This is a genomic window from Nannocystis pusilla, assembly GCF_026626665.1.
GTDB classification, from domain to species: domain Bacteria; phylum Myxococcota_A; class Polyangia; order Nannocystales; family Nannocystaceae; genus Nannocystis; species Nannocystis pusilla.
On sequence record NZ_JAPNKE010000002.1, the window covers coordinates 2,370,781 to 2,394,408 of the forward strand.

The window sequence follows — 23,628 nt, forward strand, 5'->3', positions numbered from 1 at the left end:
GGTCGTGAGGGACATGGCGCGAGGGGCAGGTGCGAACGCGCAGGTCGCAAAGAGCATGTCCTGGTGGACATGGTCATCGGGGCAGGCTCGTCGGCGGCGGGTGGGCATGCCGTTCAGCTCGGGCGGACGCGGACGGTGAAGCGGACGCTGGCCTGCTGCTCGCGCAGGCGGAAGCCGCGGGCCTCGTCCTCGACGCAGGTCTTGAAGGCGGCCAGGCGGGGCGCGGGGACGCGGGTCCGGGGCGGCTTGGGCTCGACGCCGGCGAGGCGGCCCTCTTCGAAGCGGAGCTCGACGTCGACGGCCTCGCCGGCGCGCAGGGGGGTCTCGAGCTCGGGCAGGCAGCGGACGAAGCCGAGGGCGAGCGCCTCGGCGCGCTTCTGGTCGCCCTCGGGCAGGAGCGGCTCGGCCGGGGCGCCGGGCGGCGGGGCGGGCAGGACCAGGCCGGCGCTGGCGGTCCGCGGGAACAGGTTCGCGCGGACCTCGAGCCTGCGCCGGGCCTCGGCCAGCGACTTGTCGGGCAGCTCGGCGGGCGGCGGAGCGGCGGCCGGGGTCCAGGCGACGACGTCGAAGCGCCGCTGCGGGCCGCCGACCAGCGCGCGCAGCAGGTCCTGCAGCTGCTGGTAGAGCACGTCGTCGCCGAGGGTGAGGGTGACCATGCGCTCGCGCGGGTAGGCGCGGTCGAGGCGGGCGAGCTGGGCCTCGAGGTCGGACGGGCCGGGCAAGAGGTCGAGCCAGCCGCCGTCGACGGCCAGCCGCGGGCCGCGGCCGCCGAGGTGGACGCGCACGCGGGCGCGCGAGAGCACCTGCGCGGCCGGGCCCTGGTCGCTCGGGCGCACGACCTCGAGCGGGAGGGTGGCGACGATGTCACCTGTCCCTTCGGGCAGCCGGGGCTCGCGCACCGCCGACTCGATGCGGGCGACGCGGGCGTCGAGCAAGGTGCGGAGGATCGAGTTGAGGGCGGGCGAGGGCAGGAGCGGCGGGGCGACCAGGAGCACCGCGCCGCGGCCGTCGCGGGCCAGGGCGGCCTCGACGGCGCGCACCAGCTCGGGCGCGCCGCGGGTGCTGCGGCGCGCGCCGGGGCGGCCGAGGTCGACCGTGACGTCCTCGCCGGCGATGCCGACGACGGGGGCGAGGCTGTCCTTCGGCCAGTCCCGGCGGGCACGCGCTGGAGGTCCCACGCAGGGTCGCGGGCGGCCGGGAGCGCGGCGAGGAAGGTGTCCTGAAGGACAGCATCGTCGCGGTCGCGGCGGGCCAGCGCGCCGCGCCAGCGCGGCAGGGCGGCCAGAGCGTCGCGCTCGGCGGCGAGGAGGCCCCACAGCTCGGACGGCGGCGGCCACGGGGCCTGGGCGTGCACGGCCCGATCGTCGAGCCAGGCGGCGAGGCTGTCCTCGCGGACATAAAGGCCGTGGACCGCGACCTCGAGCCGGCGGTCGGGCACGGCCGCGGCGGCGCCGGCCAGACAGCCGCGCACGTGGTCGTAGAGCCGCCAGCGGGCGTTGTCGGCGGCGCGCGGGTGGCCGTCCTCGGCGATGTTGCGGTAGGCCGCGACCCGCACCGAGAGGTCCTCGCTGCCGGCGACGAGCCCGAGATCGGCGGACAGCAGGGTGATCGCGCCGGCCAGGAAGCCGCGCGCGTCGTCGTCGAGGTCGGGCTTGAGATCGAGGGCCAGGGCCTCGGTGAGCAGCCGCGTCTCGGCCTCGCGGGTGGCCTCGGCGCCGCGCCCCATGGCAGCGCCACCGAGGGCGGTCCACAAGGCCTCGCGCGCGCCCTCGTCGCCGGTGAAGCGCGCGGCGTCGAGGAGGTCGAGCAGGCGATCGAGGCGCGCGACGGCGGCGCGCGAGGAGGCGCCCGCGGCCGGGATCTCGGCCGGCTTGAGCGGGTCGACGTCGATCCACGCGACCGGTCCGGTGTCGCTCGGCGCGGTGGTCGACTGCGGGCGACAGGCGAGCAAGGCGAGGCCGAGACCGAGAGCGCCGAGGCGGGCCCGGCGCCGTCGCGCGGGCGCGGTCGATCGTGTCGACGAGGCCGCGGCGTCTGGACGTCCGAGCGGAGCGGCGGAGCCCGGCGCGGCCCCGAAGGGGGTGCGGCCGGGAGCCGCGAGCGGAGCGGCGCAGGGGGAGGACGGCGCTGGGGCGCGCGCGGCGGAAGTCGCGGTGAACCAGGACCCGGGCGCGGGCTCGCGGGCGGAGCCGGAGTCGCGCGAAGATGAAGTCGCGGTCATGGTCGCCGGGATCGATGCAGAGGCTCCGGCGGCAGCAGGTCCGACGGCGGAGGGGTCCGTGCGCGCGGCGCCGGGTCGCAGCGCAGCGGCGGAGCGAGAGGAAGGCGCGGCGGACCTGGGTCGTGCGAGACGGGAGCGCGGCAAAGGGTGGCCCCTGGGGCGAGTGGTGGTGACGGCGATCGGCCGAGACCGAGGGCCGGGGAATGGCTTAGCATACGAGCGATTGCTGCGGGCAGGGGGATCGATCGCGCACGGGGTCGCCGGTGCGCCGGGCCGCGCGGGGCGGCGCGTCCGGGCTCTGCCGCTCGCGCTGGCCGCGGTGATCGCCGCGACCCCCGACGAGGCCGCCGCGACCGAGGTGCGCGCGGTCGCCCGCACTCTCGGTGAAGGGTACATGGTCCAAGTGCCAGGTCCCGAAGGACAGCTGCTGTCGCGGCGCCGGCTGGTCCAGTACGTCAACCTCGGGGTCTACGAGCTGCTGCCGCCGCGCGCGGCCGACGAGAGGCGGCGCGCGGGAGGACGGGCAGCTGCGGATCGTGACGTCGATGCGGCTGCGCCACGACTTCGGCAGCTACGTGCGCCCGGGCGACGACCGGGCGGCCCGCCTGGTCAACGCGATCGACGGGCGCCAGATCGACGTGATGTTCGCGTACCTCGAGGGCGAGAACCTCGGCAACCGGGTCGACTTCAAGCTCGGGCGCCAGTTCGAGTTCAGCGGGCTCGACTGGTACGCGTTCGACGGCGGGTGGGCGCGGGTGCGGATCCCGGCCCACCTCGCGCTCGAGGCGTTCGGCGGGCTGCAGGTCGACGGCACGGCGGTGTTCGGCCTGCCGACGTTCGAGCTCGACGGCACCCAGGGGACCGCGGCCGACCGCGCGTTCTCGCCGATGTTCGGCGCCGGGGTGTCGCTGTGGGGGCTCAAGTGGATCGACGCGCGCGTGGCCTACCGGCGCACGTTCTCGCCCGCGAGCGTCAACCGCAAGCTGGTCGACGACGACGGCAGCCTCGGCCTGCCGTCGGGGGTCGACCAGGAGGTGGTCAGCGCCAGCTTCGCCGGCAACTTCGCCGGCGGGCGGGTCAGCCCGTACGGCGCGCTGCGCATGAACCTCGGGACAGGTCGCCTCGACGACGTGACCGCGGGCCTGCAGCTGGCGTTCACGCAGCAGCACCTGCTGCGCGCGCTGTACATCCGCACGCTGCCGATCTTCGACCTCGACTCGATCTTCAACGTGTTCGCGCTGACGCCGTTCGAGGACGCGCGGCTGGTGTTCGAGGCGCGGCCGATGCCGCGGATCTCGCTGCAGGCGCGCGGGCAGATGCGGTTCTTCCGCAGCGAGACGACGGCGGCGCTCGGCACGTCGCCGGTGAAGTCGCTGCAGCTCGGGGCCGGCGGCGGGGCCTCGGCGGCGTACCGCGGGCGCCGCTTCTCCGGCAGGCTCGACGGCTACGGCCTCGGCGGCGAGGGCGGGACGCGCGCCGGCGGCAGCCTCGACACGCGGACGATGGTGTGGTGGGACCGCCTGGCCCTCGACGCCCGCATCTACGGCGTGTACTACCGCGACGAGGTGACCGAGGCGCGGCGCGGCTACAGCGTGGCGCTGCAGCTCGGCTTCAACGCCCAGCTGTGGCGCGGCATCCACCTCGCGGTGCTCGGCGAGGAGATGTTCACGACCTTTTACTCGCAGGCCTTCCGGCTGTTCGGCGCGCTGACGGCCGACTGGTCGTTCCGGGTGCGGAGGTGAGCATGACGCGGCACACGATTACGACGCGGCAGGAAGGGCGAGGCCAGGGGCGGTCGGCGGCGGTCGCGGGGGTGATGCTTGGGCTGGCCTTCGGGACAGGTCTTTACGTGCAGGCGGGCGGCGGCCTGACGGTCGGCGAGATCCCGGCGACCGCCCCGGTGACGCACGGGCCGATGCGCGGCGGCAGCCCGGTGTACCCGGAGCAGGACATCCCGCTGCGCTTCAACCACGGGCAGCACCTCGGGCTCGGGCTGGCGTGCGCGCGCTGCCACACCAAGATCGGCGAGAGCGACAAGGTCGCCGACTTCAACTTCCCGACCGGGGCGGTGTGCGACAGCTGCCACGGGCCGCAGCACCCGCGGCCGGCGACCGAGCCGGCCCGCTGCGGGCAATGCCACACGCGCCTGTCCGAGGGCCGGGTGACCGCGACCCTGCGCGCGCCCAAGGCCAACCTGCAGTTCTCGCACAAGAACCACCTGGCGGCCGGGGCCAACTGTCAGTCGTGCCACGGCGACATGTCGAAGGTGCGCATGGCGACGGTGCTGCAGCTGCCGAGCGAGGCGTCGTGCCTGACCTGCCACGACGGGCGCAAGGCGAGCAGCCGCTGCGCGACCTGCCACCCTGCCGACACCAACGGCAAGCTGGCGACGCGCAGCTTCAGCGACCGCGTGATGCCGGCGCTGGTGCCTCGCGGCAAGAGCTCGTGGGGCGCGGCGCACGACCTCGCGTTCGTCGAGGACCACCGCGGGATCGCCAAGGCCAACCCGAGCCTGTGCGCGCAGTGCCACAACGAGACGTTCTGCACCGACTGCCACGCCGGCGCGGTCCGGCCGATGCGGATCCACGCGGCCGACTACATGACGACGCACGCGCTCGACGCCCGCGCGAACACGCAGGACTGCCAGTCGTGCCACCGCATGCAGACCGACTGCCTGGCCTGCCACCAGCGGCTCGGCATGGGCGACGGGCCGGACGCGAAGTTTGGCGTGGGCTCGTCGCTGCGGTTCCACCCGATCGGCTGGGAGGGCCCGCCCGACTCGCCGCAGAGCCACGCGTTCGCGGCCCAGCGCAACATCGCCACCTGCGCCAGCTGCCACACCGAGGACAGCTGCCTGGCCTGCCACGCGACCACGAGCGCGGCGATGCCCGGGCTCAACGTCAGCCCGCACGGGCCCGGGTTCGCGGCGTCGATGCGCTGCTCGGCGCTGGCGGCCCGCAACCACCGCGTGTGCCTCAAGTGCCACGAGCCGGGCGACCCGCGCAACGAGTGCCTGTGAGCGGCGGCGTCGAGGTGCGGCGCGAGCGAAGGCCACGCCGGGCGGGCGCCGAGCGCGGGCGGGGGACCGGCGGCGCGAAGGGACATGTCGTGAAGGACATGCCCCTACAGACATGTCCGAAGGGGAAGGTCGTGACGGACATGCCCCTTCGGACATGAGCCTCACAGCTCGACGGCCGAGAGCGCCGCGCCGAGCTCGCCGGGGTCGTCGCCGCGGCTCTCGTCGTCGCCGAGGCCGAGCTGGCCGGATTGGTTGCGGCCCCAGCACTTGACGGCGCCGCTCTGCAGCACGGCGCAGGCGTGCTCCGCACCGACCGACACGGAGACGGCCGGGTCGCCGAGGTCGACCGCGGGCAACGCGTCGCCCATCTCGCCGGGCATGTCGCCCCGGGCCTGGGTGTCACCGAGGCCGAGCTGGCCGCGGTCGTTGGCGCCCCAGCACTTGACCGCGCCGCCCGCGAGCACGGCGCAGGCGTGGCGCTCGTTGGCCGCCACGCTCACGACCTCGGCCCCGAGCTCGACGACGGGGAGGGCGTCGCCCATCTCGCCGGGTCCGTCGCCGCGGGCCACGGTGTCGCCGAGGCCGAGCTGGCCGTCCTCGTTGGCGCCCCAGCACTTGAGGGCGCCGCCTGCGAGCGTGGCGCAGGTGGCGATTCCTCCGCCGACGACGGCGACCAGCTCGAAGTCGCCGAGGTCGACCGCGGGCAGCATGGCGCCCATCTGGTTCGGCGCGGAGCCGTAGTTCTGGCTGGTGCCGTAGCCGGCCTGGCCCTCCGAACCCTGGCCCCAGCACTTGAGGGCGCCGGTCTCGAGGCGGGCGCAGGTATGCCAATGGCCGGCGGAGAGCGCCGCGACCGGTCCGCCGAGATCGACGAACGGCAGGAGGTCGCCGAGCTCGTTCGGCCCGTCGCCGAGCGGGTTGATGTTGCCCTGGCCGAGCTGGCCGAACACGGCCTGGCCCCAGCACTTGACGCGGCCGTCTTGCAGGAGCGCGCAGCTGTGAAGGGAGCCGGCGGTGACCGCGACGGCGTGGGCACCGGCACCGAGGTCGACCACGGGCAGGGCGTCGCCCGTCTCGTCGGGGTCGTCGCCGCGGTCCTCGCTGTCGCCGAGTCCGAGCTCGCCGCCGATGTTGCGACCCCAGCACTTGACGGCGCCGGACTCGAGCGCGGCGCAGGTGTGGTACCCCTGGGCCGCCAGCGCGACGACGACCGCGTCGGCGCCGAGGTCGACGTAGGGCAGGGCGTCGCCCATCTCGCCGGGCGCGTCGCCGCGGTTCTCGTCGTCGCCGAGGCCGAGCTGGCCGTAGAAGCTGCTGCCCCAGCACTTGACCCGGCCGTCGAGGAGGGCGCAGGTGTGGCTGTCGCCGGTGACGACCTGGGTCGCGCCCGCGGGCTGGCAGCGCTTGCCGTCGCCCTCGAAGCCGGGGTCGCACGCGCACTCCCAGCCGCCCGGGGTGTTGGTGCAGGTCGCGTCGTCGCCGCAGTCGTCGAGCGCGTCGGCGCACTCGTCGATGTCGCTGCACACGCTCGGGGAGCCGTCGCACTGCCAGCCCGGCTCGCGCACGCACGCGGCGCTGCAGCCGTCGCCGTCGTCGGTGTTGCCGTCGTCGCAGTCCTCGCCGTCGCCGACGGAGTCGTCGCCGCAGACCGCGTCGGCGTCCGTGCCGGCGGTGGTCGGCGCGTCGGTGGTGGGATCGCCGGTGGGGCCGACGCCCGTCTCGCTGGCGGTCGCCGGTGCGTCCGTGGTGGTGAGGTCGCCGCTCGTCGCTTCGGAGGTGTCCGCGGTCGAGGTCGCGTCGGTGCCGCTCGTCGCGGGCGGATCACCGCCGCAGGCGGCCAGGTGCAAGAGCGCAGTGAGGGCGAGAGGAGTCCGCTGCAGATAAGGCATGTGCGCGCGCAGGTTGCATGGCCGCGCGCAGGCCGTCAACGCGGGCGCTCCCCGAGCGCAGGACTGCCCCTCGAGGGCGGGCCCGCAGACGGCGCGCTCGAGCGAGCGGGGAGATGGGCGATCGCCGCGTGCATCGAGGTGGTTCGAGAGAGCAGGGTCGAGGGGAGGTGCGCCCCAGCACACGCCGCGTCGCAGCGGGCCGGCGAGCGAGAGCGTTCGAAAGTACATGTCGTGAAGGACATGTCCTCGGTGAAATGTTCGAATGGGCATGTGTGCGCCAAGGAAGCCTGGCGAAGGAGGAAGCAAGGAAGCAGAAACCTTGAGAGTGACCCTGTGCGAGGGGACCTGCCCTCGTCCGGCAAGGCCGAGTCCCGGCCGGAACCGAGTGTTGCGCGGGATCCGGAGACGGAAACGCGAAGCGTACACAGGGAGCACGTGGGCCGTGGAATCAGCCTCGAAAGGTTCTGAAAGTCGAGGAGGCCGACGCTCTACATGCGGCGGAAGGCAACATCCTCGGGCTGAAGGCTCGGTCGTTCCCGAGGACTCCTCCGGGGTCGTGGAACACGGCACGTGTGCAAGGGGGTCACCCAGGAACTTGGGAGGCCCTGCTGTCTCCACGGACAGGTGGTACATGCGACGCGAGGGCGAACCGAAGCGCGCGTGGAAGGGCAGCAGGGAGTCGGAGCGCCTCGTAGTACCGAGGAGGCCGGGGAACTCGACCCGCGAGGACCCGGCGGAGGGAAGGGGGCGCCTTGTCAGAGAACCGAGGAGGGAAAGATGTCGGGAACACCGAAACCCACCAACATCTCAACGAAACAAGATCGGATAGCGAAGCTTGCGCAGCAGATGCCCGGGACGGCGCTGAGGACGCTGGCGCACCACATCGACATCGAGTGGCTGACGGAGGCCCATCGGATGACGCGCAAGGATGCGGCACCCGGGGTCGACGGCGTGACCGCGGAGGCGTACGAGCGCGACCTCGAGGGAAACCTCGAGCGCCTGCTCGGGTCCGCGAAGACGGGGCTGTACAGGGCCCCGCCGGTGCGGCGCGTGGAGATCCCGAAGGGCGACGGCAAGACGCGGCCGCTCGGGATCCCGACGCACGAGGACAAGGTCCTGCAGCGCGCGGTGGCGATGGTGCTGGAGCCGCTCTACGAGACGGAGTTCTACGACTTCTCGTACGGCTTCCGTCCGGGCGCTCCGCGCATCAAGCGTTGGAGGCGTTGTGGCGGGGCCTGATGAACAAGCGGATCGGTTGGGTGCTGGACGTCGACGTCCAGAGCTTCTTCGACACGCTCGATCATCAGGTCTGCCGGGACTTGCTGAGCAAGAGGGTGAGCGACGGGGTGATCGTACGCCTCGTCGGCAAGTGGCTGAACGCGGGTGTGCTCGAGGGCGGCGTCGTGAGACGGTCCGAGGCGGGCACGCCGCAAGGGGGCGTGATCTCGCCGCTGCTGGCGAACATCTACCTGCATGAAGTGCTCGACCGATGGTGGGTCGAAGACGTGCTGCCGCGCATGCGTGGCGAGGCGTTCCTCATCCGCTACGCCGATGACTTCGTCATCTGCTTCGAGCACGAGGACGACGCGAGGAGAGTGCAGGCCGTGCTGCCGAAGCGATTCGAGCAGTACAACCTGCGCCTGCATCCGGAGAAGACTCGCTTGCTGCGATTCGAGCGCCCTCGCGGCGACGAAGCGCCGAGAAGCGGACCGGGTCAGTCGCGCTCGTTCGACTTCTTGGGCTTCACCCACACGTGGGCGAAGACGCTAAGAGGCGGGTGGGCCGTGCTGCGCAGTACGATGCGGTCGCGCTTCACGCGGGCGGTGCGAGCGATCACCGACTGGTGTCGCCAGCATCTCCACGCACCCGTGGCCTATCAGGCGAAGATACTCGCGGCGAAGCTCCGCGGACACGACCAGTACTACGGGATCACGGGCAACTTCCGTGCTCTTCGCAGGCTGCGATACTGGGTCGAGCTCGCCTGGTGGAAGAGTCTGAGGCGACGCTCGCAACGGAGACTCTCCGCGGCGCGCTTCTCCAAGACCATCCTGGCCAGGTTCCCACTCCCACTGCCACGCGTCGTGCACTCCGTGTACCGCTCAGCGAACCTCTGACAAGAAGAGCCGGATGCGGGAAATCTGCACGTCCGGATCCGTGGGGGGAGGACCGCGAGGAGACCTATCCGAGCGACCAGAGCGCTCGGCAAGACTCGGTGAACCTCGCGGCCCTCTCTACCCGACCGTTACAGACATGGTCCATAAGACATGTCTAAACTCGACGGCCGGCGGCGCCGAGCTCGTCGCCGCGTGCTCCGGGTCGCCGAGGCCGGGTCGGCCGGTCGCGTCCGCAGCGAGGCGCGCCGACCCAGGCGGCGGGGACGGGTTGGCCGAAGCACCCTTCGACGTTCAGGGCAGCGGCTCGATCTCGGCGGCCTGCACCGCGAGCGAGCCGCCGGCCTGCTCGACCAGGTCGTGGTAGGCGACCTGGCCGCGCTCGAGGTCGACGACGGCGAAGCCGCTGTCGTGGTCGGGGTGCAGCGTGCCAGGGTTGATGAACACGAGCGGGGGACCGAGCGGGCGGGCGAAGGCGCGGACCATGCGCTGGTGGGTGTGGCCGCCGGCGGCCAGCGGCAGCGACGGATCGGCGAGCAGGTCGCCGAGGGCGAAGTTGGCCTCGAGGTCGTAGCCGGTGTGGTGCGGGCGCAGGCGCACCATGTCGTCGTCGCCGACGCCGTGGCCGAGCAGGAGATCGCCGCGCACCGTCGCCAAGCGGCGCGTGGCGGGCAAGGCCGACAGGTAACGGAGCGTGCTCGGGGCGAGGTCGACGGCCTGGTGGGCGTGGGTGAGGCCGCGGAGCTCGTCGCCGAGCAGCCAGCGGTCATGGTTGCCGCGCACCGCGAGGACCCGGTGCGCGGCCAGCAAGGCGCAGCAGCGGTCGAGATCGCCGCGGCCGTCGGCGAGATCGCCGACGGCGAGGACGGCGTCGAGGGCCTGTCCTTGGAGCCATGTGAGCGCGAGGGCGAGGCGGCGATCTTCGGCGTGGATGTCGCCGAGCAGGGCGAAGCGGCGCAGCACGGGGGGTCCACGAGTATGCCACGCGGGCGAGCCGGCGGCCCGCGTCCGGGCGCGGTCCGGGGCAGGCGCACGCGTGGGCGTCCGATTGCGCGCGTCTCGGCGGCGGGCGGCGCTCTCGGCTGGACTCGGGGGGTGCGCCGGCGCTCGGGCTGGGCGACGCCGGCGGACGCGGCAGCGATGAGGAGGCCGTCGGGACATGTCCTCGCGTTCCTGCTGGAACGGGCATGTCACCGAGGACATGTCCCCGAGCTCAGGCTGCGGGGACCTCCCGCGCGACCTCAGAAGTTCGAGGGGGTGCTGAAGTCGACGGCGAACCACAGCACGTGGGCGGCCCGGCCGTCGTCGCGCTTCCACATGGCTGGCCCGAGGTACAGGCCCGGGGCGACCTCGCGGATCTCGTCGCGGATCCGGGCGATGAACCACGGGTTGCCCGGCTGCTCGTAGTCGAGGTAGACGCACGGCTCGCCGTCGACCACCGAGGGCTCGATGCGCGTGGCGAAGGGGAACCACTCGAAGCGGCGGACGAGCAGGTCGACGCGGTTGATCCCGCGGCCCTCGTCGGCGTCGGCGGGGAAGAAGCTCTTGCCGTCCCAGGGGAAGCGCGGGTGGCGGGCGAGGGCGCGCAGGAAGCGGCCGGCCGGGCCGTGCTCGAGGCCGCGGACGGTGAGCATGCGGCCCTTGGGGCGACCGTCGAGCGCGGTGAGATCGTCGGGGACCGAGCCGCGGGCGTAGAGGCCGCGCAGGGCGTCGCTCGAGAGGGCGGCGAGACGATCGAGGGAGAGGATCCGCTCGGGGGCAGCGGCGCGCGGTTCGGCTCGAGTGGCGGCGGTCATGCGGATCTTCGTCGGTGAGGGAGAGGCGGGCCGAGCGACAGCTGGCGGTGCAGCCCGCCGGAGACGGTACGGGAGGTGGAGGGGGCGGTCAATCGCACGCGCTGCTCGAGCGGCCGCAGCGGGCCTCGTACGTGCTCGAGGCCGCTGGCGGCGAGCGAGGTCCCGGGGGCCGGACGAGCGGCGATGACGGGGTTGCGGTCGAGGTCGCTGTCGCGTGCACGAAGGGCTCGGCGGTGGTGGAGCGCCAGAGTGTCGGGGTGATGCGAGTCGTCCGGATCGCCGCGTCTAGCGAGGATGACCGGCCGCGCGTCGCGAGGTGATTCCCTCGTCGCGAGCATGAGCGACGGAGCGGCGCGAAGTCGGATCCGTCCGCGATCTGCGGTCCGCGGTGAACCGGCGTGCTCCGAGCACTCCGAGTCGCAGGCCCGCGAGGCGACGCGCCGCGCCGCCGCGATTCGCATGCGCGCTCGCTCGCCGCGGGCGGAGCAGGCGAGCGAGCGCGAGGGCAGAAAATCAGCGAGAGGCCGCCCGACCGCGGCGGTGGTGAACATTGCGGGATTCGAACCCGCGACCTTTTGATCTCAAATCAAACGCCCTATCCAGCGGGCGAAGTGCTCTGGCCTCGGCCCACATGGCGGCCTCTCGCCCGCGAGCGTAGCCCCGAGGCCGCCATCTTCACAAGCGCCGCGGCGCTTGGCTCGCCGGCGCGCGTGGCCTACCCTGGCGGAGCCATGAACCTCCATCGACTCGCACTCACCGTCTCGCTCGTCTGCGCCCTGGGGTCCATCGCAACCACCGCAGAGGCAGCCAGGGTCGCGCCGAAGGGCAAGGTCCGCGTCCACCTCGACACCGAGGTGCTGTCGTGGACGCACGGCCGCCCGTACTACGAGCCCGGCGAGGCCCCCGACCCGGCCAACCCGCGCTGGAACGTCATCGGCTTCGGCGCCGGTCGCCCGGTCACGATCGACGGCAACCCGGTCGGCGGCGCGTCCGTGATCGCGCTCGGCGTCGGCTACGGCATCCATCGCCACCTGATCCTCGGGGCGCGCTTCGGCATGAACCTGAGCCACTCGTTCAATCGCAACAACAACCCCAACGACGGCGCCAACGACGACTCGCAGACCGCGTTCGTCGGCACGTTCACGCCGTACCTCGAGATCCTGCCGATCCCCGAGGGGCCGGTGCTGCCGTATATCCTCGTCCGCACCGGCTTCACCGGCGCGTCGCTGACGACCAACGACGGGCCCAACTGGACCCGCAGCGGCGCGATGGCGCCGCTGCTCGGCGTGGGCTTCGGCGCGCACGCGTTCGTGACCCAGTACTTCTCGATCGACTTCGGCATGACGTTCGACTACCGGTGGGTCCACGGCATCGGGGGCCGCGTCGGCGGGCCCGGCGTGCCGCCGATGCCGGCGCCGGTGTGGGGCCGCACCGCCCAGGCGTTCACGCTCGCCGGGACGCTCGGGATCTCGACCTGGTTCTGACGGCGAGGGCGCGCCGGCGAGCCGGACGCGCTCGCTCTCGTGGCTCTTCGGACATGCCTTGAAGAGCATGTCCGATGGCGCCTGTGCGAGAGGACATGTCCCCGAGGCCCGGTCCGCTCGGGCGAGGCTCACCTGGGGTCGCGGAGGAGGCGGCGCAGCAGGGTCTCGGCGGGGCCCTGGCGGCCGCGGGCGGGCGGCCCGCTGACGGCTGTCTCCGCGGACATGTCCTGGCGAGCGCGGCGAGGCCGGCGGCCCGCGGCCGTCGAGCCGTGAGAGCTGTCTCTCCGGACATGCCCTTGCAACATGCCCGCGAGAACATGGCCTGCCGGACATGCCCTGGCGGACATGTCCGTGCGGTCAGTCCTTGAAGTACAGGGTCGCCGAGGGCATGCCGGCGCTCGGCTCTTCGCCGTTGCGGGCGTCGACGTTGCGGCTGGAGATGCCCGGGGGCCGGTGGAGCGGCAGGTTCTCGTGCGGGATGCCGGCGACCACCCCGGCCATGAACTGCGTCCACATCGGCGTCGCCGTGGTGTAGCTGGCGTCCTCGTCGCCGAGCGAGCGCTCGTAGGTGTCGTCGCCCATCCACGCCGCGGTCATGTGGCGCGAGGTGAAGCCGACGAACCAGGTGTCGGTGGTGTAGGCGTTCTTCGACGCGGTGCCCGACTTGCCGCCCGCGGGCACGCCGATCTGCGAGGCGCGGCCGCCGATGCCGGCGGTCACGACCTCGCGCATGAGGCGGGTGATGAGGAACGCGGTGCGGTCGTCGACCACCTGGCGCGGGCCGTGGACGCCGAGGGCGGCCATGCGATCGAGGCGGCCGGCGACGTCGAGGCCGGCGTCGAGCGGGTGGCGCTGGTCGAGCAGGGTCTGGCCGCGCTTGTCGATCACGCGGCGGATGTAGATCGGGTCGACCCACGAGCCGCCGCGGACGAAGATCGAGAAGGCGCGCGAGAGCTCGTCGGTGTGCACGCACGAGGCGCCGAGCGAGAGGGCGCGGTCGGCGATGAGCTCGGTGGTGAAGCCGAGCCGGCGCGCCCACGCGACCACCTTGTCGGCGCCGAGGCTGACGAACAGGCGGATCGACGGCAGGTTGAGCGACTTGATCAGGGCGGTGCGCAGCAGGACCTTGCCGTCGAGGGTCTGGCCGATGTTCTGCGGGTTCCACAGCTCGCCCGGCTCGGGCACGTAGGGCTTGTCCTCGAGCACCGAGCCCATGGTGTACTGGCCGCCGTCGAGCGCGAGCGCGTAGTAGATGGCTTTAAAGACGCTGCCCGGCTGGCGGCAGGCCTGGGTGGTGCGGTTGAACTGCGAGCGGTCGTAGTCGAGGCCGCCCTCCATCGCCTCGACCTCGCCGGTGTCGTGCGCCATGGTGTAGATGGAAGCCTCGACCCGCGGCAGCTGGCCGAGCTCGACCTGCGGCAGGCCGGTGGCCTCGTCGGCCGGCTCGAGCGCGACTGTCCCTCCGGACATGTCCCCGGATTCATTCGCGGCGCTCTCGGCGGCGGCCGCCTCGTCGTCGATCTCGGCGATGACGCTGCGCCGCTTCTGCGCCGGCCGCACCCACACGACGTCGCCGGCCTCGATCGCCTCGTCGACGCGGGTGAGCTTGACGTCGTTGACGCCGGTGTTGCGGTCGTAGCGCGAGGCCCAGGCCATCTTCTTCAGCGGCAGCAGGGCCTCGACCTTGCCGGCGCGGACCCTGGCCTGCTTGGCGTTGACCTCGGTGACGAGCGCGAGCCGCCAGCGCTGCGGATCGGCGGTCATGGCGTCGTCGCCGTACTCGGCGCCGGTGCGCTCGAGCAGGGTGACGCGGGCTGTCTCGTCGGACAGGTGCGCGACGGGGCCGCGCCAGCCCTGGCGGCGATCGATGCGGCGCAGGGCCGAGTCGATCGCCGCGTGGGCCTGGGCGCCCATCTCGATGTTGGCGGCGGTCTCGATCTGCAGGCCGTCCTGCAGCACCGCGGCCTCGCCGAAGCGAATGCCGGCCTCGCGGCGCACGTGCTCGGCGTAGTAGGGGGCGCGCAGGCGGAACACGTCGGGCGGCTGCGCGGCCAGCTTGAGCGGCTCGTCGTCGGCGGCGTCGCGCTCGGCCGGGGTGATGGCGCCGGCCTCGACCATGTCCTGCAGCACGACCGAGCGCCGCTTGAGCGCGCGCTCGGGGCTGGCGAGCGGGCTGTAGCGCGACGGGGCGCGCGCGAGCCCGGCGATCAGCGCCGCCTCGGCGAGGGTCAGCTCGTGCAGCTCCTTGCCGAAGTAACGGCTCGCGGCGGCGGCGACGCCGTAGGCGCCGTGGCCGAGGAAGATCTTGTTGAGGTAGATCTCGAGGATCCGCCACTTGCCGAGGCGACCCTCGATCCGCAGCGAGAGCAGCGCCTCCCGCAGCTTGCGGTCGAGGGTGCGCTCGTCGCTCAGGAAGCCCTTGGCGACCTGCTGGGTGATCGTGCTGCCGCCCTGGATGACGGTGCCCGAGCGCAGGTTGGCCAGAGTGGCGCGCGCCAGGCCGCGCCAGTCGAGGCCGGCGTGGGTGAAGAAGCGGCGATCCTCGACCGAGAGGAAGGCCTGGATCAGGCGGTCGGGGATCTCGTCGATCGGGGCGTAGGCCCGGTGCTCGCGCGCGAGCTCGGCGAGGACGCTGCCGTCGACGGCGTAGATCCGCGTGACGCCGGGCGCGAGCGCGTCGTACTGCTCGACGTCGGCGATGTCGGGCAGGGCGGCGTCATAGGCGCGATAGACCCGCACGCCGACGTAGCCCAAAGCCACGGTGATGCACGCGGCCGCGAACACGTAGTAGCGCACGAGCCAGCCGAACAGGCCGGCGCGGGCCGGATTGACGACCCACAACCGCGAGCCGACGACGAGCGGCGACGAACCTGCGGGCCCCGAGCGCCGCGGCGATGCCGGCGGCGGCGGAGGACCCGGAGGCGCTGCCCCTGCGGATCCGGGTCGCGAAGGGCAGTGTCGCCGGCGACGGGGCCGGCAGGTGGGGTAGGCGGCTGTGCTCCCGACTGCACTCAGTCGGCGCCAGGATCGGCGGGCCCGCCGCCGTCGATGTTCGGATCGTCCGAGTAGCTCTTGAGCGCCTTGAGGGCGCGACCCTCGGCCTTGGCCATCTCTTCGAGGCGCGCCTTGACCTTGGCGAACAGCGAGCCGGCGACCAGCTTGGCGTTGTTCTCCGGGTTCAGGCCGACGATGTAGCCGTAGATCTGCGTGTCCGCGGACAGCGGCAGGACCTGGCCGTCGTCGGAGCCCCTGGCGGCGACGGCGAACTCCTGGTTGACCGCCTCGCGCACCTTGTAGCCGGTGGCCTCGCCCTCCTTGCCCTCGGGACAGGGAGCCTCGCCGCACATCGGCTCGCCGCGCTCGACCAGCACGGCGCCGTCCTTCTTGAACTTGACGGCGAACAGCCGCGGGCCGCCGGTCTCGGTCAGCGCCTTGGCGTTGCCGGCGACGAAGTTGACGAGGTAGCCGAGGTCGAGGCGCAGGCCGTTGGCCTCCTCGTAGAGGTCGAAGGTGCGGCGGATGCCCTCGGGCCCGATGCCCGCGAGCTGCCAGCCGAACAGGTCGTCGATCTTCGGGCTCTTCTCGAAGTTGGTCTTCATGAGGTTGGCCAACTCCTCGGCGCCCTTCGCCGGATCGGTGGAGACCAACTTCTGCAGCTCGTCGATCTTGAGCGAGATGCCCTTGCGCATGTCCGAGACCTTGGTGGCCTCGTTGAACATGTCGCCGCCCTTCTTCTGGGCGACGGCCTTGACCTCGCCCTTCGAGGTGATCTGATGGCCGATCCAGCCGAGCGCGACGCCGAAGGCGAGCGCGGCGCCGGCGGCGAGGATCACGAGGCCGCGGTTGCCCTTCGCCTGGACCTCGCCGGAGTCGATGATGCCGGCGTTGGGATCGAAGGAGCCGGCGGTGCTGCCGAACGGGGTGCCGTCCTCGAGGGACTTGCGCGGCGCGGGCACGGCGGCCGCGACGGGCTGCGCGGCGACCGGGGCGGGCTGCGGCGGCAGGGCCACCTCGCCGGGCGCGGGGATGTCGATCGGCGCGGCGACTTCACCGGGCGGGGGAATGTCGATCGGCGCGGATTCCCCGGCGGCGGCAGATCGGCCGGCGACGGCGCCTTCTTGAACGGCGGGCGAGCCGGCGGAGCCGCCTTCGCTGCGGGAGCGGCTGCCGGCGGAGCGACGGCCGCCGGTGCTGCCGGCTCGGCGGGAGGCGGTGCGGCCGCGTCCGTCTTCTTGGCGAGGCGCGCCTTGAGGGCGCTGAGGTCGGTTCCTGGTTTCTTGGGTGCGTTCAAGGCCGGATCCCCTTGGTAGTCACGCTACAGGCCCGATGGGCCGGGAAGAGCAGAAGCAGGCCGGTGGGCCGTGGCCCGGAAAGGGCCGAAAGTGCAGGCCCGGAGGCCGTGAGTTCCAGGCCCGAAGGGCCAGAAGAGCAGCTTGGCCCGGAGGGCCGTGAAGAGCAGCTTGGCCCGGAGGGCCGTGAAGAGCAGCAGGCCCGGAGGGCCGTGGAGAGCAGCAGGCCCGGAGGCCATATCGCTGGCGTGCCGAAGTGATACGCCAGAGATGTTGCCCGCGAGGATAGAGACAAGGCAAAGCAGCGTCAATGCTCCTCTGGGGGCACGGGACCGCGTTTTACCGAACTTTTCCTGCGCGCGCGAGCCCGCTGACGACAATCGCGGGCAAAAACGTGGGCACACGTGAGCGGATCTCGCCGCAGTTCACACGGCGATCATTGCACCTCGGCGCGCGTGGGCCCGCCCTCGGGCCACTGCAAGGTGCGCCCCAACTCAGTGAGCGCCCGAGGCGAGAGGGCGACCGCGAGGACCTGCGGTTGCGGGTCCGTCATCGGCACCAGCTTGCCCTCGATGCGGATGACGCCGTCTCGCGGGTCGACCGCCGGCGCCAGCAAGGTGACGGCGAAGGCGCCGTGACCCGCCCGCGTGGCGCCTCGACGCGCGCTCGGCTGCGAGGCCCAGCTCGACAGATCGGCGACCACCCGCGGGGCGAGGAGACAGCCGCCGATGGTGGCCAGCGGCGAACCGGGCCGGTGGATGGCGCGCGGCCGCAGCGGGGCGCCGAGCTGCGGGGCGATCCGGGCCAGCAGGTTGCGTCCCCGATCGCGCAGCTCGGGGTTGAGGCCGGGCTTCAAGAGGTCGAGGAGGTGGACGAGCAGGCCGGTCGGCGCGACGCTCAGCGTGTGGACGAGGGCCCAGCCGTGCGCGGTCGAGAGGCCGAGCAGGGCCCGCCGGACGGTGTGGACGGAGGAGATCAGGCGCGCGCTGCCGTGGTCCTGGGCGTCCTGGGTCTGACCGCCGCCGCGGCGACGACTGCGGCGATCGAGGCCGTGGGTGTCGCCCTGGTCGCGCTGCAGCAGCCGCAGCGGCGAGAACTCCTCGACCGGCTCGTCGCCGCCGACGCGCGTGCCGCGAGGCAGCAGCGCGGTGTCCCAGAAGTTGGGGCTGACAGTGGGCGAAGGGATGGGCGCCAGAGGATCGCGCATACAGGTAGGATGCCAAGCCCCGGCGAGCGGCCCAAAAAAGCGGCGAATCAAGGCGGGAGATCCCGCAGAGGGGCGCGCCCGCTCGGGCCGCGCCGCTCGCCCGAGAATTGGGGGCGGCGCCGCGGACCGTTATAGCGAGGGCGTGCTCGCTCATGATGTGTCTGAAGGAGCAGGTGCCGGCGCGCCCGCGGTGAAGACGGGGCTCGACCGCCTGGCCGCCGGCGAGGGCCCGCGGCTGCGCGACGTGCCGGTGGCGCTGCTGTGTCATCCGGCGTCGGTGACGGCCGAGCTCGAGCACGCGACGGTGGTGATGAGCCGGATCGGGGCGCGGGTGGTCAGTCTGCTGGGCCCCGAGCACGGGCTCGACGCGGCGGCGCAAGACATGGAAGTGGTGGGCGGAGAGGCGCCGCGCGCGACGATCCCGGCCTACAGCCTGTACGGCGAGACGTTCGCCAGCCTGAGCCCGACGCCGGAGATGTTCCACGGGGCGGCCTGGCTGGTGATCGACCTGCAGGACATCGGCAGCCGCTACTACACGTACGTGTGGACGGCGGTGCTGGCCGCCGAGGTGGCGCTGCAGGCGGGAGTGCGGGTGCTGATCCTCGACCGCCCGAACCCCATCGGCGGGACGCCGGACCAGATCGAGGGCGGCGGGATCGCGACCAACGAGGAGAGCTTCGTCGGGCTGCACGACGTGGCGGTCCGCCACGGGATGACGCTGGGCGAGCTGGCCCGCATGGCGATCCTCGAGCGCGGCCGCGTCGAAGCCGAGCTGCTCGAGGTGCTGCAGTGCGCGGGCTGGCAGCGCTCGATGCTGTTCTTCGAGACAGGTCTGCCGTGGGTCCTGCCGTCGCCGAACATGCCGACGATGGGCGCGGCGCTGGTGTACCCGGGGCAGTGCCTGCTCGAGGGGACGAACCTCAGCGAGGGCCGCGGGACGACGCGCCCGTTCGAGCTGTTCGGCGCGCCCTGGCTCGAAGGACAGGCGCTCGCGGCGGCGCTGCTGGCCGACGACGCGGCGCTGCCGGGGCTGCAGGTGCGGCCAGTCGGGTTCAAGCCGATGTTTCAGAAGTTCGCGGGGCGCCGCTGCGGCGGGTGCAGTTGCACGTCCGCGAGCCGGGGGCGGTCCGCTCGCTGCGCACGAGCTGGGCGGTGCTGCGCGCGACCTGGCGCTTGGGACAGGGAGCGATGCGCTGGCGCACCGAGCCGTACGAGTTCGTCGCCGACCGCCCGGCCATCGATCTGCTGGCCGGCGGGCCGTGGCTGCGCGAGGCGATCGAGGCGCAGACGTCGCTGGCCGAGATGACGGCGAGCCAGGAGCCGGAGCGCGCGGCGTTCGTGGCCCGACGCCGCAAGTTCCTGCTGTACCCGGAGTGAGCCGGCGCGCCGTGAGGGCTCGCGCAAGGCAGAGTGGTCGAGAGGCGGTGTGCCGCGCCAGCGGAGGTCGTGGCGCGGAGGTCGTCGGCCCGAGGCGGCGTGATGGCCGATGCGGAAGGACGCGCGTGATGCGGCGGGGGTGATACACCGCGACGAGGCGCGCTCGCGGGTGCGCGGCGCGGGCGGCGACTTGCCGCGACCCGCGAAGGCTGGGACGATCGCAGGCACATGGAGCGCCCCGTCCTCGCCGTCCTCGGCGGCAGCTTCGATCCGCCGCACCTCGGGCACGCGCTGATCCCGACTTACTTGCTGGCGCGCGGGCTCGCCGATCGCGTGCTGGTGGCGCCGTGCTGGTCGCACCCGTTCGCCAAGCAGATGATGCCGTTCGCCGATCGCCTGGCGCTGACGCGGCTGGCGATGGCGGCCCAGGCCGAGACGGTGGAGGTGAGCGACGTCGAGGCGAGGCTGGCGGCCCGCCGCGGCGGCGAGGGGCCGAGCTACAGCTACGACCTGCTGCGCGCGGTGGCGGAGGAGCACCCGGCTTCGCGGTGCGGCTGGTGGTCGGCTCGGACATCGTCGTGCGCGGAGAGCTGCAGCGCTGGCACCGGGCGGCCGAGATCGCGGCGGAGTTCTCGCCGATCGTGGTGCCGCGGGTCGGGTTCGCCGACGCGGAGGACTGCGCGCTGCCGGAGATCAGCAGCACCGCGGTGCGCGCGTGGCTGGCGGCCGGCGACGATTCCGCGGCGCAGGAGGCCCTGACGATGGCGGTCCCGGCTGCCGTGCTGCGCCGGCTCCGCGCCGGCCGGGTCGGCCACGTGTGGCTGCTGGGGCGCGGCAACGTGTCGGCTCACGCCGAGCCGTGGCTGCGCGAGCGCGGGTGGTCGACGGCGATCGGGTCGGCGCGCGGGCTGGTCGAAGGGACATGTGAGCTGCCCGAAGGGACACCCGACGCGATCTGGCTGCTGGGACAGGATGGCCGGCTGAGCGCGATGGCGGCGGCGCTGGTGGCCCGCGGGGCGCCGCGGGTGCCGGTGCTGCACGCTGCCGGGGCCGTGGTGGCGCGCGTGGGGCTGGCGGCGGCGGCGGCGGCGGGCCATCCGGTCGGGACGCTGCACCCGATCTGCAGCCTGCGGCGGGAGCGGCCGCAGAGCCGCCTGGGGTCGTGCGTGTTCGGCCTGGAAGGCGACCCGGAGGCGCGCGCGGTGGCGCTGCGCTGGCTCGGGACGCAGCGCCACCTCGACCTGCAAGGGCTCGACGCGGAGCAACGCACGCGCTACCACGCCGCGTGCGCGCTGGCGGGCAATCACCTGGCGGTGCTGGGCGAGCGCGCGACGGAGACGATGCGCTCGCTGGGGCTGCCCGGGGCGATCGCCAGCGAGGCGATCGGGGAGCTGCTCCGCTCGGCGCTCGAGAACCTGCTGGCGCTCGGGGTTCCCCGCGGAGTGTCGGGACCGGCGGCCCGCGGGGACCTGGGGGCGCTGGCGCGGCACGAGGCGGCCCTCGAAGGGGCAGCGTCGGCGCTGTACCGGATGCTCAGCGGGCAGCTGGTCGAGCTGCTGCAGGCCGGGCAGGGCGAGCCGCGCTAGCGAAGGTTCGCGGCGGCGCGAGCACGAGCCGCGCGAAGACGTGAGGAGCGACGGGTCGACGACGAGGTCGGCGAGGAGAGCGCCGCCGAGGCGGCGGTCTGTCTTTTGAGACATGTTTTAAAGAGCATGATGTCTCGGACATGGTTATTAGGGCATGTCCTAATCGACATGCCTTGAAGGCCATGTCACGGCACGCCGACCGAGCTGAGGGCGAAGCCGGTCATGTCGCTGTAGGTGTAGGCGCCGACGAGGCCGCCGATCGTCTCGAAGCTGCCGTCGGCCGGATCGAGGCGGTAGGCCTCCGAGCCCTGCGACACGCCCCAGACGTAGCCGTAGAAGTCGACGCTGATGCCGTGGATGTGCTGCGGCAGGGCGTAGGTGTGCTCGATCGCCAGGGTCGTGGTGTCGATGGCGACGATGCCGCCCGGGGTGGCCTTGTAGAGGGTGCCGTGGCCGTCCTCCATGCAGCCGCCGTACTCGCCGGCGAGGACGCGCTGCCAGGTCTCGGTCGCGGGATCGAAGCGCGAGGCGTTGCCGGAGCAGGTCCACACGTAGCCCTGCGAGTCGACGGTGATGCCGTAGGCGCCGACCTCGAGGTCCCAGCTCTTGTGCTCGAGGGTGTCGTAGTCGACGAAGTGCAGCTTGGCCTGGCCGACCTGCGAGCCCCAAAAGTTGCCGTGCGCGTCGACGGCCCCGCCGTAGATGCCGTAGCTGTCGACGTAGGCGTCGTCGATGGTGACCTTGGCTTCGACGGCGCCGGTGTCGCCGTCGAGGCGGAGGATGTCGATCACGCCCGGGGTGTTCATGCCGGCGGTCCACAGCTTCTGCTCGCGGAAGCTGCAGGTGTCCGGGTCGAACACGCCCTGCGTCCAGGCGACCGGGCGCTGGCTGACGTAGGTCATCGGCGTGTACCAGGCGATGCACTCCTCGACGCCCCACGGCAGAAAATCGGGGCCGTCGGCGGTCTGGATCCCGGGCATCCCGTTGCTCTCGGCGCAGCGCTCGGGCAAGGCGTGGATCTTGGTGATGCCGCCGTTGCGGTTGGCGACGGCGACGTCGCCCGACAGGTTGACGGAGGTGCGCGAGGGGTTGCCCGCGGCGTCGGGACGCACGACGTAGCGGCCGCGCTCTTTGAGCGAGACCGTGTCGATCTTCGAGACCGTGCCCTGAGTGCTGTTGGCGATCCAGATGTACGAGAGGCCGAGGTCGCCGTTGTGCAGGCCGCAGTCGACGTCGCCGACGTCGAGCATGCCGAGGTCGAAGCGCATGGCCTCGGTCGGAATGACGGTGATGCCGACCTCGCTCGAAGCCGTGCTGCTGGTGCGGCCGTCGCTGCCGACGTCCTGGACGTCGTCCGCGCCGCAGCCGAGGAGCAATCCGCACGCCGCGAGCTCGCGTCGCATTCCTCCCCAGGATAGCGGCGGCGGCCTCGGCCGGCGCGGTTCAACGGGCCCGGGCCAGCTCGAGGCCGGCGGCGAGCGAGCGCGCGAACGGTGTGTCGTGGGCGTCGAAGCCGATGCCGGCGAGCGCGGTGGCGAGCGCGGGACCTATGCCGGTGAGGATCGCCCGGGCGCCGAGCAGACGGATCGCCCGCACCAGCCGCAAGAGCCGCTCGGCGCTGTCGCGGTCGCCGGCGACGGTGCCGGTGAGATCGAGCAAGACGACGGTGACGCGGCGTTCGCCGATGGCGTCGAGGACCCGCGCCTCGAGCTCGGCGGCGCGCTCGCCGTCGAAGGCGCCGATCAGCGGGACCGCGAGGGTGTGCGCGTCGATGTCGAGGAGCGGCGCGGACAGGCCGAGGATCTCGCGCCGCTGGCGATCGACGAGGGTCAGCGTGCGGTCGAGCTCCTCGGCGAGGCGTTGATGCCGGGCCGCCTCGACCTCGGCGCCGTGACGCGCTGTCTCGTCGGTCTGGTGGACGAGGGCCATCATCTCGCCGGTGACTGCGTCGCGGAGCGGTCGCACCTCCACGCCGTGGAGCCGCTGGCCGCTGGCGGTGGCGACGAGGTGCTCGCGGCGCACGGTCTCGCCGGCGGCCGCGGCGGCGAGCATGGCCTCGGCCTCGCCGCGGGCGACGAACCACGCCGGCCAGTCGTCGGCGAGGCGCCCGAAGGCCGCGATCGCGGCCGGGTTCTTCATGACGATCCGGCCGCCGAACTCGACCAGCGCGACGATCACCGCGGTCACCGTCAGCGCCTGGATCCCGCGCAGCTGGTTCGGGTCGGGGCCCTCGTCGCGCGGGAAGACGTGGTGCAGGACGCCGATCCGGCCGTCGCCGAGCGCGATCGGGGCGAAGTGGAGCTTGAGCTGCGTCGGCACGCCGCGCGGATAGAGGGTCCACTCGTCCCACAGCGTGCGGCCCTCGCGGACCGTCTCGACGGCGGCGAAGAGGCGGGTGCGCATGGTGTCGAGGCCGACGTTGAAGTCGCGGGCGAACAGCTCCTCGCGGCTGTCGGCCCGCCACATCACCAGCCCGGGAGCGTTGACCCAGCGGATCCGCATGTGGTCCGGGTCCAGCACCCAGACCGGGACCGGCGAGTGCCCCAGGCCCCTGAGCTGCTCGTCGAGGTACGCCGCGTCGAACTCCGCCATCGACACCCGCCACCAGCGTCGCTCATTCGCTGGGGCCGCGCCAGGCCGAGGAGACGA

The 23,628-nt window shown here is 72.9% G+C and carries 16 protein-coding genes, 1 tRNA gene and 1 pseudogene; 8 read left to right on the forward strand and 10 right to left on the reverse strand.

The features are described from left to right. Nucleotides 1-113 precede the first annotated feature (113 nt). Nucleotides 114-1,178 carry a hypothetical protein gene (locus OV079_RS10330; protein ID WP_267767900.1) on the reverse strand — a complete coding sequence of 355 codons (1,065 nt, stop codon included), beginning with the start codon at nucleotides 1,176-1,178 and terminating at the stop codon, nucleotides 114-116. Between the two features lie 1,579 nt (nucleotides 1,179-2,757). Here OV079_RS10330 and OV079_RS10335 point away from each other — a divergent pair. Together OV079_RS10335 and OV079_RS10340 are read left to right on the forward strand one after the other, a co-directional pair. Then, a complete protein-coding gene (locus OV079_RS10335) occupies nucleotides 2,758-3,963 on the forward strand; it encodes a hypothetical protein (protein ID WP_267767902.1) in 1,206 nt (401 codons plus the stop codon). Between the two features lie 74 nt (nucleotides 3,964-4,037). Next, complete coding sequence (locus tag OV079_RS10340) at nucleotides 4,038-5,240, forward strand: cytochrome c3 family protein (protein ID WP_267767903.1); 1,203 nt, start codon at nucleotides 4,038-4,040, stop codon at nucleotides 5,238-5,240. Nucleotides 5,241-5,401: 161 nt separating this feature from the next. On the opposite strand, the gene OV079_RS10345 is transcribed toward OV079_RS10340, so the two are convergent. Beyond that, nucleotides 5,402-7,129: an RCC1 domain-containing protein gene (locus tag OV079_RS10345; RefSeq protein ID WP_267767904.1), complete on the reverse strand. Its 1,728-nt coding sequence runs from the start codon at nucleotides 7,127-7,129 to the stop codon at nucleotides 5,402-5,404. An 846-nt stretch (nucleotides 7,130-7,975) separates the two neighbouring features. Between OV079_RS10345 and OV079_RS55715 the strand changes: the two genes are divergently transcribed. After that, nucleotides 7,976-8,368 (forward strand): reverse transcriptase family protein, encoded by a 393-nt coding sequence (locus OV079_RS55715; RefSeq protein ID WP_267770216.1) that lies wholly within the window; start codon nucleotides 7,976-7,978, stop codon nucleotides 8,366-8,368. Further along, nucleotides 8,368-9,243: a reverse transcriptase domain-containing protein gene (locus OV079_RS10350; RefSeq protein WP_267770215.1), complete on the forward strand. Its 876-nt coding sequence runs from the start codon at nucleotides 8,368-8,370 to the stop codon at nucleotides 9,241-9,243. Before OV079_RS55715 ends, OV079_RS10350 begins: the two co-directional genes overlap by 1 nt. Before the next feature lie 291 nt (nucleotides 9,244-9,534). On the opposite strand, the gene OV079_RS10355 is transcribed toward OV079_RS10350, so the two are convergent. The 3 genes from OV079_RS10355 to OV079_RS10365 form a co-directional block, all read right to left on the reverse strand. Continuing rightward, nucleotides 9,535-10,203, reverse strand: a complete 669-nt coding sequence (locus tag OV079_RS10355; RefSeq protein WP_267767905.1) for a metallophosphoesterase family protein — start codon at nucleotides 10,201-10,203, stop codon at nucleotides 9,535-9,537. A 278-nt stretch (nucleotides 10,204-10,481) separates the two neighbouring features. Further along, a complete protein-coding gene (locus OV079_RS10360; protein WP_267767907.1) occupies nucleotides 10,482-11,036 on the reverse strand; it encodes a hypothetical protein in 555 nt (184 codons plus the stop codon). 541 nt (nucleotides 11,037-11,577) lie between these two features. Continuing rightward, nucleotides 11,578-11,653: transfer RNA gene (locus tag OV079_RS10365), tRNA-Ser, on the reverse strand. Nucleotides 11,654-11,767: 114 nt separating this feature from the next. On the opposite strand from OV079_RS10365, the gene OV079_RS10370 reads away from it, so the two are divergent. Beyond that, nucleotides 11,768-12,520: a hypothetical protein gene (locus OV079_RS10370; protein ID WP_267767909.1), complete on the forward strand. Its 753-nt coding sequence runs from the start codon at nucleotides 11,768-11,770 to the stop codon at nucleotides 12,518-12,520. Between the two features lie 357 nt (nucleotides 12,521-12,877). On the opposite strand, the gene OV079_RS10375 is transcribed toward OV079_RS10370, so the two are convergent. The 3 genes from OV079_RS10375 to OV079_RS10385 all read right to left on the reverse strand — a co-directional run bounded on the left by OV079_RS10375 (nucleotide 12,878) and on the right by OV079_RS10385 (nucleotide 18,016). Beyond that, nucleotides 12,878-15,361: a penicillin-binding protein 1A gene (locus OV079_RS10375; protein ID WP_267767911.1), complete on the reverse strand. Its 2,484-nt coding sequence runs from the start codon at nucleotides 15,359-15,361 to the stop codon at nucleotides 12,878-12,880. A 170-nt stretch (nucleotides 15,362-15,531) separates the two neighbouring features. Beyond that, complete coding sequence (locus OV079_RS10380; RefSeq protein ID WP_267767912.1) at nucleotides 15,532-16,530, reverse strand: hypothetical protein; 999 nt, start codon at nucleotides 16,528-16,530, stop codon at nucleotides 15,532-15,534. A 715-nt stretch (nucleotides 16,531-17,245) separates the two neighbouring features. Continuing rightward, nucleotides 17,246-18,016, reverse strand: coding sequence for a hypothetical protein (locus tag OV079_RS10385; protein ID WP_267767914.1), 771 nt, complete (start codon nucleotides 18,014-18,016; stop codon nucleotides 17,246-17,248). 310 nt (nucleotides 18,017-18,326) lie between these two features. Between OV079_RS10385 and OV079_RS10390 the strand changes: the two are divergent. The 3 genes and pseudogenes from OV079_RS10390 to OV079_RS55720 all read left to right on the forward strand — a co-directional run bounded on the left by OV079_RS10390 (nucleotide 18,327) and on the right by OV079_RS55720 (nucleotide 20,979). Next, nucleotides 18,327-19,393: pseudogene (locus OV079_RS10390) on the forward strand (exo-beta-N-acetylmuramidase NamZ family protein). Between the two features lie 228 nt (nucleotides 19,394-19,621). Then, the gene (locus OV079_RS10395) at nucleotides 19,622-20,152 is read left to right on the forward strand and encodes a nicotinate-nicotinamide nucleotide adenylyltransferase (RefSeq protein ID WP_267767916.1); all 531 of its coding nucleotides are present in this window, start codon (nucleotides 19,622-19,624) and stop codon (nucleotides 20,150-20,152) included. Continuing rightward, nucleotides 20,035-20,979 carry a DUF2520 domain-containing protein gene (locus OV079_RS55720; RefSeq protein WP_267767917.1) on the forward strand — a complete coding sequence of 315 codons (945 nt, stop codon included), beginning with the start codon at nucleotides 20,035-20,037 and terminating at the stop codon, nucleotides 20,977-20,979. Before OV079_RS10395 ends, OV079_RS55720 begins: the two co-directional genes overlap by 118 nt. A 185-nt stretch (nucleotides 20,980-21,164) precedes the next feature. Here the strand turns inward: OV079_RS55720 and OV079_RS10405 are convergent, their stop codons facing one another. After that, a complete protein-coding gene (locus OV079_RS10405) occupies nucleotides 21,165-22,382 on the reverse strand; it encodes an NHL repeat-containing protein (RefSeq protein WP_267767919.1) in 1,218 nt (405 codons plus the stop codon). 40 nt (nucleotides 22,383-22,422) lie between these two features. Next, nucleotides 22,423-23,571 (reverse strand): STAS domain-containing protein, encoded by a 1,149-nt coding sequence (locus OV079_RS10410; RefSeq protein ID WP_267767920.1) that lies wholly within the window; start codon nucleotides 23,569-23,571, stop codon nucleotides 22,423-22,425. Nucleotides 23,572-23,628: the final 57 nt, after the last annotated feature.

Coding starts and splice junctions, on each gene's coding strand:
- OV079_RS10340 (WP_267767903.1), top strand. CDS start 4,038: ATGCTTGGGCTGGCCTTCGGGACAGGTCTTTACGTGCAGGCGGGCGGC.
- OV079_RS10410 (WP_267767920.1), bottom strand. CDS start 23,571: ATGGCGGAGTTCGACGCGGCGTACCTCGACGAGCAGCTCAGGGGCCTG.
- OV079_RS10350 (WP_267770215.1), top strand. CDS start 8,368: ATGAACAAGCGGATCGGTTGGGTGCTGGACGTCGACGTCCAGAGCTTC.
- OV079_RS10345 (WP_267767904.1), bottom strand. CDS start 7,129: ATGCCTTATCTGCAGCGGACTCCTCTCGCCCTCACTGCGCTCTTGCAC.
- OV079_RS10360 (WP_267767907.1), bottom strand. CDS start 11,036: ATGACCGCCGCCACTCGAGCCGAACCGCGCGCCGCTGCCCCCGAGCGG.
- OV079_RS10405 (WP_267767919.1), bottom strand. CDS start 22,382: ATGCGACGCGAGCTCGCGGCGTGCGGATTGCTCCTCGGCTGCGGCGCG.
- OV079_RS10395 (WP_267767916.1), top strand. CDS start 19,622: ATGGAGCGCCCCGTCCTCGCCGTCCTCGGCGGCAGCTTCGATCCGCCG.
- OV079_RS10385 (WP_267767914.1), bottom strand. CDS start 18,016: ATGCGCGATCCTCTGGCGCCCATCCCTTCGCCCACTGTCAGCCCCAAC.
- OV079_RS55715 (WP_267770216.1), top strand. CDS start 7,976: ATGCCCGGGACGGCGCTGAGGACGCTGGCGCACCACATCGACATCGAG.
- OV079_RS10370 (WP_267767909.1), top strand. CDS start 11,768: ATGAACCTCCATCGACTCGCACTCACCGTCTCGCTCGTCTGCGCCCTG.